Annotated in this window: 6 protein-coding genes; 3 read left to right on the top strand and 3 right to left on the bottom strand. The window is 36.7% G+C overall.

What is annotated here, in order from left to right:
• Positions 1–329 precede the first annotated feature (329 nt).
• Together galU and CD039_RS08445 are read left to right on the top strand one after the other, a co-directional pair.
• Entirely contained in the window at positions 330–1,196 is an 867-nt protein-coding gene (gene galU / locus CD039_RS08450) for a UTP--glucose-1-phosphate uridylyltransferase GalU (RefSeq protein ID WP_103371950.1), read from the top strand.
• A 253-nt stretch (positions 1,197–1,449) separates the two neighbouring features.
• Positions 1,450–2,079, top strand: a complete 630-nt coding sequence (locus CD039_RS08445; RefSeq protein WP_103371949.1) for a PIG-L deacetylase family protein — start codon at positions 1,450–1,452, stop codon at positions 2,077–2,079.
• A 53-nt stretch (positions 2,080–2,132) separates the two neighbouring features.
• Here CD039_RS08445 and CD039_RS08440 read toward each other — a convergent pair whose 3' ends face one another.
• Both CD039_RS08440 and CD039_RS08435 read right to left on the bottom strand, forming a co-directional pair.
• Entirely contained in the window at positions 2,133–3,638 is a 1,506-nt protein-coding gene (locus CD039_RS08440; protein ID WP_103371948.1) for a glycosyltransferase, read from the bottom strand.
• Positions 3,639–3,703: 65 nt separating this feature from the next.
• On the bottom strand, positions 3,704–5,200 hold the full coding sequence (locus CD039_RS08435) for a glycosyltransferase (protein ID WP_103371947.1): 1,497 nt from the start codon (positions 5,198–5,200) through the stop codon (positions 3,704–3,706).
• A gap of 279 nt (positions 5,201–5,479) precedes the next feature.
• Here CD039_RS08435 and CD039_RS08430 point away from each other — a divergent pair, with 279 nt between their 5' ends.
• A complete protein-coding gene (locus tag CD039_RS08430) occupies positions 5,480–7,651 on the top strand; it encodes a bifunctional glycosyltransferase/CDP-glycerol:glycerophosphate glycerophosphotransferase (RefSeq protein ID WP_103371946.1) in 2,172 nt (723 codons plus the stop codon).
• Between the two features lie 127 nt (positions 7,652–7,778).
• On the opposite strand, the gene CD039_RS08425 is transcribed toward CD039_RS08430, so the two are convergent.
• The coding region (locus CD039_RS08425) for a hypothetical protein (protein WP_206169774.1) at positions 7,779–9,294 on the bottom strand (1,516 nt) is incomplete at its 5' end.

Genomic DNA, 9,294 nt, shown 5'->3' with positions numbered 1-9,294 from the left:
AAATAGCTTATAGATATGAATATACTAATTCGAATCAGAATTGTAAATATTTTCAGAAAAATAATTCTTTGAATTTCGTAATATTAAGTATAACTTATAGTTATAAGTGTAATTTTGTAATGAGTAAATAGGGAGGAATAGGGAATTTATAATACAACAAATCATAACACGAAATAATAAATATTTTAATGCTATAATTCTTATATAAGAATATAACTTCAACAAATGAATTAATATTCTTGAATATAAGTCAATGTATAATTACAATAACTAGTAATACAATAATGTTAATAATTAGAAATTGATTACACATGGAAAGGGTTTAGAATATGAAAAAAGTAAAAAAAGCATTAATCCCAGCTGCAGGGCTTGGAACTAGATTCTTACCAGCTACGAAAGCAATGCCTAAAGAAATGTTACCTATCTTAGATAAACCGACAATCCAGTATATTGTAGAAGAAGTGTCGAAAGCAGGCATTGAGGATGTCATCATTATTACTGGAAAGCATAAACGTGCGATTGAAGATCACTTCGACAATCAAAAAGAACTCGAAGACAACTTAGAAAGCAAAGGTAAAGATGAATATTTAGAAAAAGTTCAAGAAGCGACGGATTTGGCCAATATCTTCTACGTTCGTCAGAAAGAACAACTTGGCTTAGGTCACGCGATTTATACAGGGAAACAGTTTATTGGCGACGAACCATTCGCGGTACTCTTAGGGGACGATATCGTCGATTCAGAAACACCTGCGATTCAACAATTAATTGAACAGTATGAAGAAAATGATGCTTCAGTCATCGGCGTGCAACAAGTGCCAGACTCTGATACTTCTCGCTATGGTATTATCGATCCATCTTCACAAGATGGACGCCTATATAAAGTGAATAAGTTTGTAGAAAAGCCAGAACCAGGTACAGCGCCTTCAAACTTAGCAATTATGGGACGTTATGTATTATCACCACGTATCTTTGACTATTTAGAAGATCAACCTAAAGGTCGTGGAGATGAAATCCAACTTACAGATGCGATTGAACGTATGAATAAAGAAGAACAAGTGCTAGCGTATGATTTCGAAGGGACACGTTATGACGTTGGTGAAAAAATTGGATTTGTTAAGACAACTATTGAGTACGCGTTGAAAGACCCAGAAATGAAAGATGAAATTAAGAAGTTTATTAAGGAAAAATCGCTATAATTTGTATGATAGGGACTATGGTAGAGATCAGATCTGCCATAGTCTTTTTTCGGATTTTTTAAAGTCACTTAATAGGCTGGATTCAAAATTGACTTTAGAGATAAGGCAAAATATAATACCCTTAACGAGTTACGGTGGATGCGTGTCATAACGTGTTGAGTTGAGCCAGAGTATTCATACCTAGCCCTCAAAGAAATTAAATAATCATGACCTCATTTCAACGTAGGCGAATTAACATCAAGAGGAGATAAACATGAGAAGATCAGTATTAGCAATCGGTGCTCATCCAGATGATATCGAAATTGGCTGTGGAGGTACTTTACTGCGTTTAATTAAGAAAGGTTATGATGTTTATTTAGTCATCATGACTAATGGCGAGAATTGGCAGTGTAAGACGAAGAATGTACGCATTCTTGAACAAGAAGAAGCATCTCGTTATCTGCTAGCGAATCACACATTTTACTTAAATTGTCGAGATGGATACATGCAGAAAGATCCCGTGGTAATTGATCAATTAAGTGAGATTATCGAGGAAGTGAATCCAGAAATCATCTTTACACACTATCATTCTGATTATCATCAAGATCACCAAACGACGTATCAAGTGACGAGTGCTTCAGCTAAGAAGCGGACACTTTATTTGTATGAATCAGTGACGAGTAAACATTTCACCCCTGATACCTTTTATGACATTTCAAGTGAGTACAATCATAAACAGCATTTAATCGGATTACATCACTCGCAAATTGTTAAATATTCACAACGTAACGATTCATTATATTCAAGAGTAAGCGCTTATAATATACGACACGGACTTGAAATAGGCGTAGAGTACGCGGAAGGTTTCGTCACAGAACGTGCACGGTTAGATAAGTTGATATAAACAAAAGGGAGTCAATCATCTGTTCGATGACTGGCTCCCTTCTTTTAGAAATATTATTCTTTCTTTAGTGTTTTTACGAGTTGAGCATAACGCTGAATTGCTGTGTCTTCAGATAGATGCTCTGACAAAGCAACTTCTTCAAATGGGTGTTGATCTATTTTCTCCATATATTTAGCAAATGATGCTACATCATCGGGTTCGACGAGGTATCCATTGTGTCCATGGTTGATAATTTCTGTCGGACCGTAGCGCGATGCATAGGAGATAACTGGACAACCATTTGCGATGCTTTCCATGATAGTTAGTCCAAATCCTTCAAATCGAGTAGTCAGAAGAGATGCTTTTGATTCAGAGAATATGCGATTCACCTCATTAGTAAATCCGTGAATCGTTACTTTGTCCTCAATCCCTAGTTCTTTAATTTGTTGTTTGAGTTGAGGCACTATATCTTCGTCGTCGCTGCCATATAGATGTAAAGGTGTCAGATTTCCTCTTTGAGCGTAAATCGCATACGCATCAATGAGGTGGTTGACTTGTTTTTGATAGCTAAAGCGACCGATATAGACGAAACCATGTCGCTGTGTCATCGCATCTTCTACTTTCTTCAATTGCTCACTAAAATGAGGTATGATTGCGAATTTTTCATCTGGAAATTGGAATTCACGTTGCAAATCATCTTTCTGTTGGTGTGTTAATACTAAGTATCTAGAGACTTCTTCCGGATGTTCTAAACCGTAGCGATAGTGCTCATCTAATCGAGACGGATCTTTGTGTAAGAAATGAATGTTATGAATCACGAGAATATTTTTCGTTTTTACCTTTTTAGCTAAAAGAGGTTCGTCAAGCTTACGTGCATCATTAAAGACGATGTCGCCATCTTTAAAGCGTTGATCAAAGTAATAAGCACGTAACTCTTTAAGTGTACGAAATGTTTGGTAAATTTGGTTGTTTTTAATTAATTCAATCAGACGAATCTTCTCCGTTTCTGTAGAGTAGTATTTGCGACAATAAATATTGCCTTTCGTATCATAGAAAGTTTCGCTAATACGTGTCCATTTCACTGGCGAGAATTGTGTCACCATATGAAGTTGACCGTATTTATTGTAATGGCGACGTTCAAGCCGTTTCTTATGAATCGGACTTCTCAAATCTTCGAAACTGAGTATTTCACTATTGGGTCTGTATTTACGATAAAGCACATACGTATCGCCGTCATAATATCGAACAGCCGGTTTTTTATCATCTACTTTATGAGTTAAGCCTTCAATCTCTATGGGTGTAGTAAAGTAGCGTCGTTTTTGACTAAAACGTTGTGTAGGTGGTGTGAGTAATTGGTAGCCTGATAACCAATCATACATATTTTCAAGTTGAAAGTCCGTGTTGATTTTTGACTTTTTCATATAGTCTTCGTAAACATCTTCATAATTTGCATTATAATTCGTCGTAAGAATTTTAATAGGTTCTTTGAAATGCTCTGCCATCAGTAAATTACGACGAAGGGTTGCGAATGTTCTACCTCCATGTTCAAGAGGCAACGTAGTAGTAATTGTATAGATCATAATTAAGCTCCTATTTAAGTCATAATAATACCTATATCGTAATTTGCGACTAAGTAGCTATGTGTTTATTTCAACGATTGTAATAAGGCTCGATAGCTAGCAATCGCACTTTGCGTGTGGAACTGCGGTTTAAGCTCTACCTGAGCAAGGTGTTCATCCACGAGCTGTGCCATCTTGTCAGCAAATTGTCCCGTATTATTCTTTTCTACTAGATAACCATTAACGCCATCAACTATCATCTCACCTGGCCCATAATTGTAGTCGTAAGAGATGACTGGCGTTCCTACCGCAAGACTTTCCATGATAGACAGGCCGAAACCTTCGAACTGACTTGTGGAAAGAGAAGCGATTGCTTTACTAAACTCAATTAATGGTTGATTCGTAAATGACTCTATCGTGACATAATCATTGATATCGAATTTATCAATCCACGCTTGAACTTGTTTAACTTGTTGTTTGTCGCTACCGCCAAAGAGTACGAGTGGCGTCTGATAGCCTTTAGATAGAAATTGTTGGTACGCACTTAGTAAATGATCAAGTTGTTTCTCATGACTGAACCGACCAATGTATATAAAGTGCGATTTCTGTTCGAATGGTCTGTAATATTCACTGTGATCATCGATGTAATGCGGAATCACTTTGATCTTGTCTTCTTCTATTTGATAACGTTGTACGAGATCTTCTTTCTGCTTTTCAGTGAAGACCATAATCACTGAAAGTTGTTCCGGATGCTTTAATGCATATTTGTAGGAACCTTTAAGTTTACCGTTGTCTTTCAAATGCGTGCTATGAAGAACGATAATATTGTGTGTTGTGTTAGATTTATGCATGAGTGGTTTATCTAAAAGTCGTGCATCATTAAAGACGACGTCATTCTCTTTGAATCGACACTCGTAATAATATTCCATCAACTGCTTCTCTGTCTTAAAGTATTTCGGATATCGATTTGGACGATGCACCTTTATAAGTTGTAAGGTGTTATTTTCATCGCAATCGTAGAACTTTTCACAGTAGAGATGATTTGCGGTGTCGAAGAATGACTCATGTAAGGTGAGCTCTGTCTCGATATCGAAAGCAACACGTTTATGTAGTCGTCCATAACGATTAAACAACTGTCTTTCAACTAAAGCGCCACTCTTACTATCGAATCTGTTTTCAACCCTAAGTACACGACTATTCTTATAGTAAACACGATGACGTATAAGTCGATTTTGCGCATCGTAATATTTGAAGTGGTTCGCTTTCGTTTGAACTCTTCGCAAACCTCTAATCTTTAGACGCGTTTTTGTAAAATGAGGTTGATTGGAGAATTTACGTGTAGGTACATGAAAGAGCATGTGATTGGAGAGCCAATCGTACATGTTTTCATGATAAATCGACGAGTTAATCAGTTTTTTATCTCTAAATCCTTTAATAATATTAGGATAATCTGCGTTGTAATTCGTCGTGATGATAGTAGCTTCAGTGTTGAGGTGTTCTGTGATGAGTTTATTACGTTTAAGTAACGATTTCGTACGTCCACCATGTTGAGGTGGTAACGTTGTAGTTATTGAATAAATCATAAAACATATCCCTCGCAAGTAGTATTGAATACTATACCCGTAGATGTCACCATGTAATTATCTTGTTTTACAATATATCATTTATCAAAATATTAGCAAAGTAAATGAATAGAGATGTAACTTCAGTGATAAAGCGCAAAATTAGTTGAAAAGTTATGAGCTTATCTCTAAGATTAAATTGGTTACTTGTTTCATTTGAAACATAATAATTGATATAGACACAACTTAATATTCATGATGATAAGCGACTAGATATATTAAAAAGGAAGGACAAAATTGATGAACAACTTAACAGTAATAATTCCTTACTACAACAATGAAGAAACGCTCAAAGCATGTATCAACAGCTTGAAAGACCAACGTTACCAAGAATTTAATTATATCTTTATCAATGATGGTTCTACAGATGCGTCGGCACAAATTGTCGAAAGTGAAATGGCGGATGTTGATTCTGAACGTGTGCAACATATCACGCTTAAAGAGAATCACGGTCATGCGCATGCACGTAACAAGGGAATGGAAGCGGTCGATACACCTTACTTTATGTTCGTTGACGCAGATGATGTTCTAGCTTCCTATGCACTAAGATTCTATAGTCAGAATCTCAATCAAGCAGATGCATTAATTGCGCCTATTCATAAATTTGCGGTGCGAACGCCACAATATGTGGATTTAAATAAAGTGAAAGTACGTTATTATCACGGTAAAGGTAATGCGAACTCTTTCCTACGTAAGAATTCTGTATGTAACATGATACTCCGTACAGGTATTGTTCGAGGTAACAATTTACGATTTGATGAGGACATTCAAATATACGCGGACCAGACATTTTTACTTCAATATGTTCAACACGTAGATCGCTTCGTTCGTATCTATGGTTTCCCGTTCTACTTCCGTGGTGAGTTATTAGATCCATTTAATACATTACAATTATCAGAGAGAGCATTTAATCTGCGTTTTAATGATTATGTGAAAAGCTTTTACAAAAGTATTCAACTTACTGATAACAGAGAGAACCAACAATTCTTAAAGACGAAGATGGTCAACACACTCATCTCAAGCTTTGACCCATCTCATCCAGACGTACATGAGCGTTACTTGGATCATCGCAATCTCTTGTCGGAAGTAAGTAAAGATTTACTTCCGTCTATTCTGAAAAGTAAAAAATTCTTGTTTGGAGTAGAAATGGCCTTAACTGCGCTAGGTAAAAATGATTCTGCTCAGAAATTCAACCATTTCCGCTATGTCACGAGACATTTGAAGAATGTTATCTTGCGTAATAAAGATCAAGATTTATCACGTTATAAGTTAACAGATAAACCAGAGAACGTAGACGAAAAGACGATTGTATTCGAAACCTTTGGTGGCAAGAACTACAGTGATAGTCCGAAGTATATTTATGAATACATGGCCAAACATTACCCTTATTTCAATTATAAATGGATAGTGAAGAAACCAGACAAAACGGAAGTGCCGGGACCAGCTGAGAAAGTGAAGAAGAACTCTAGAGCATACTATGAAGCTTATTCTCAAGCAAGTCACTGGGTCTCTAATGCACGTATTCCGCTTTCTATCAACAAGAAACCTAATCAACTTTATTATCAAACATGGCACGGTACACCATTGAAACGTCTAGCGGGCGACCAGAAATATGTGCGTATGCCAGGTACAACAACAGCGAAATACAAAGTGAATTTCCGTACAGAAACAGACCGCTGGGACTATCTCGTATCTCCAAACCGTCACTCAACAGATATCTTCCAATCTGCGTTCTGGATGGATCGAGATCGTATTCTCGAAACAGGTTATCCGCGTAATGATATCTTAGTTAATCGACAGGATGACCAAGAGCTCATCAAGCATATTCGTGAGAAAGTGAACATCCCTGAAGGTAAGAAAGTCATCATGTATGCGCCAACTTGGCGAGATGATGAGTTTGTGAAGAAAGGGCAATATTTATTTAACCTGAAGATTGATTTAGAGAACTTATACAAAGAGCTTGGTAATGATACTGTAATCCTACTTCGCATGCATTATCTCATCGCTAACGCCTTGGACTTAGCGGGTTATGAAGACTTTGCGATTGACGTATCTGATTATGATGACGTATCTGAACTCTTCTTAATCAGTGATGCATTGATTACAGATTACTCTTCAGTCATGTTTGACTACGGTATCTTGAAACGTCCACAATTCTTCTTTGCGTATGATATTGAAAAGTACGATAAGGGGCTACGTGGATTCTATATGGATTATAAATCAGACTTGCCTGGTCCAATTCATACAGATGCATACGAGCTTACTGAGAATTTGAAAGATCTCGATAAAGTTCAAAAAGATTACCAAGATAAAATTGATGCCTTCTACGAGCGTTTCTGCTCAATTGAGAAAGGTAACGCATCTCAAATCATCGGTGACATGATTGCAAAAGATATTGAAGGTAAGGAATAGAAGTTTATAGTAAAGGTTGAAATGATTCTTCTATAGGTATAATTTAGCTTATTGAAAGCGACTAAAATCGATATATTCATTAATAAAAGGGTCGAAAAGGTATAATTGCCTTTTCGACCCTTGTTATTTAAGTAGTGATAATCGACAAGTATTGTAATGTTTGATAAGAAAGATTCATTTCGAGTGGTTTCGCCCAGTCATAGCGTACAAACTCAGCTCTAGGATGGTTTGTCTCATTAATCCGTCTTGCGATGTGTGGATCAAGCTCCATCGTTTGTAGATGTGGTTCGATAATTGTGTCGATTGTACCGTATGTGTTGTTTAAAGTGCGACTCAACAGCAAGAAATCACGTGTAAATGCATGATGAATCTTCACGACGAGTGAGACATCACTTTCTTCATCAAAGCGATAACCACCAAATAATAGAATATGATACTTCTGATCACTTTGGTACATCAGACCAAATGGTAAGACCATGACTTGCTTGCCTATGAATGGTGACAATAAACTATAAATGTGCACGATAGGACGGTAACTCTCAAAAGCATTGAGTAATTTTACCGTGTCACGATCCGAGCTTTGTATATCGAACGCTAATCCACCAATCTTCTGAGATAACTCTATATAGAATTTAGCAGGAAGTGTATAAGACGTTTCCGCTTGTGATTGGAAGTAAGCTCTCAAGGTACTATGAGTAAGATGATTGAATACAATCTTATCTTTATCATTACCGAATAAATCGATAAATTGCATTAATGCCTCTCTGAGTGAGTCTCCTACTCGGAAATTATCGTCAATTTCAATGAGCTTGTCATGTAATGTCTTCAAGTCTGAAGCGACAAAGTAATATTTCAAATCGAGTGATTTCAACGTATCCATGAAGTAGTCTTGTTGCGTATGATGGAATAAATAGTAGTCGATTACCATCGCAAATTGTAACTCAGGGAATAGGTCGGCCGCCCGACGACGCATGACCGAAATGGTCTTCACTGATAAATTCTCACTATCAAAGAGAATGACGAGGTGACGTAGCATTTCATTAGATAGTGTGCCGCCCCAAACGAGTTGTTTCAACTTTTCTTCCAGTCTATAATACGTATTTACCTTATTAATTGTTAGTATCACATGACCTTGTTGAGAGATTAAGCGAATTAAACTTTGAATGTTGTCGTAAGTATTAAATTGATTTGCATCTTCAACGTTAAAGTTTTGAACTAAGAAGGTAGGTCGTTGGAAGATTTCAGCATCTAAGTCTTTATCTATGCGTTGCGCGTAGTATTTCAGTTTGTGTAAATTATCCACCTTAATCATCATGTCTAACGGGTGAATGTAACGGCTCTCGACTAGGTTATCGAGGTCAATTTCTTCAACGTTACTCGAGTTCGAATGTTGAGAGAAACTCTCGATGAGATTAATGAATCTTGAGTAGTTCGCAACCTTAACAATCAATGGATTCTTCGTTCTGATAACGAGGACTTTGTAGCGGAAGACAAATTGTTTTGGCGGTTCATGTAAAAAGTATTTAAACTGCTTTGAAAACGTAGCGATGTTTTGGAAATTGTATTTCGTTGCTACTTCGCTAATTTGCATATCAGGCTCAATTAAATCTCTAAGTGAGAGCGCGATTTTTAACGAATTTGCA

The sequence above is a fragment of the Staphylococcus argensis genome (assembly GCF_002902305.1).
GTDB classification, from domain to species: Bacteria; Bacillota; Bacilli; order Staphylococcales; family Staphylococcaceae; genus Staphylococcus; species Staphylococcus argensis.
Note: the sequence above shows the minus strand (reverse complement) of the source record. Positions and strands in the feature narration are given on the sequence as shown.

Bases quoted from the DNA above. Each gene is read 5' to 3' on its own strand.
- galU (WP_103371950.1), top strand. From the start codon at position 330: ATGAAAAAAGTAAAAAAAGCATTAATCCCAGCTGCAGGGCTTGGAACT.
- CD039_RS08445 (WP_103371949.1), top strand. From the start codon at position 1,450: ATGAGAAGATCAGTATTAGCAATCGGTGCTCATCCAGATGATATCGAA.
- CD039_RS08440 (WP_103371948.1), bottom strand. From the start codon at position 3,638: ATGATCTATACAATTACTACTACGTTGCCTCTTGAACATGGAGGTAGA.
- CD039_RS08435 (WP_103371947.1), bottom strand. From the start codon at position 5,200: ATGATTTATTCAATAACTACAACGTTACCACCTCAACATGGTGGACGT.
- CD039_RS08430 (WP_103371946.1), top strand. From the start codon at position 5,480: ATGAACAACTTAACAGTAATAATTCCTTACTACAACAATGAAGAAACG.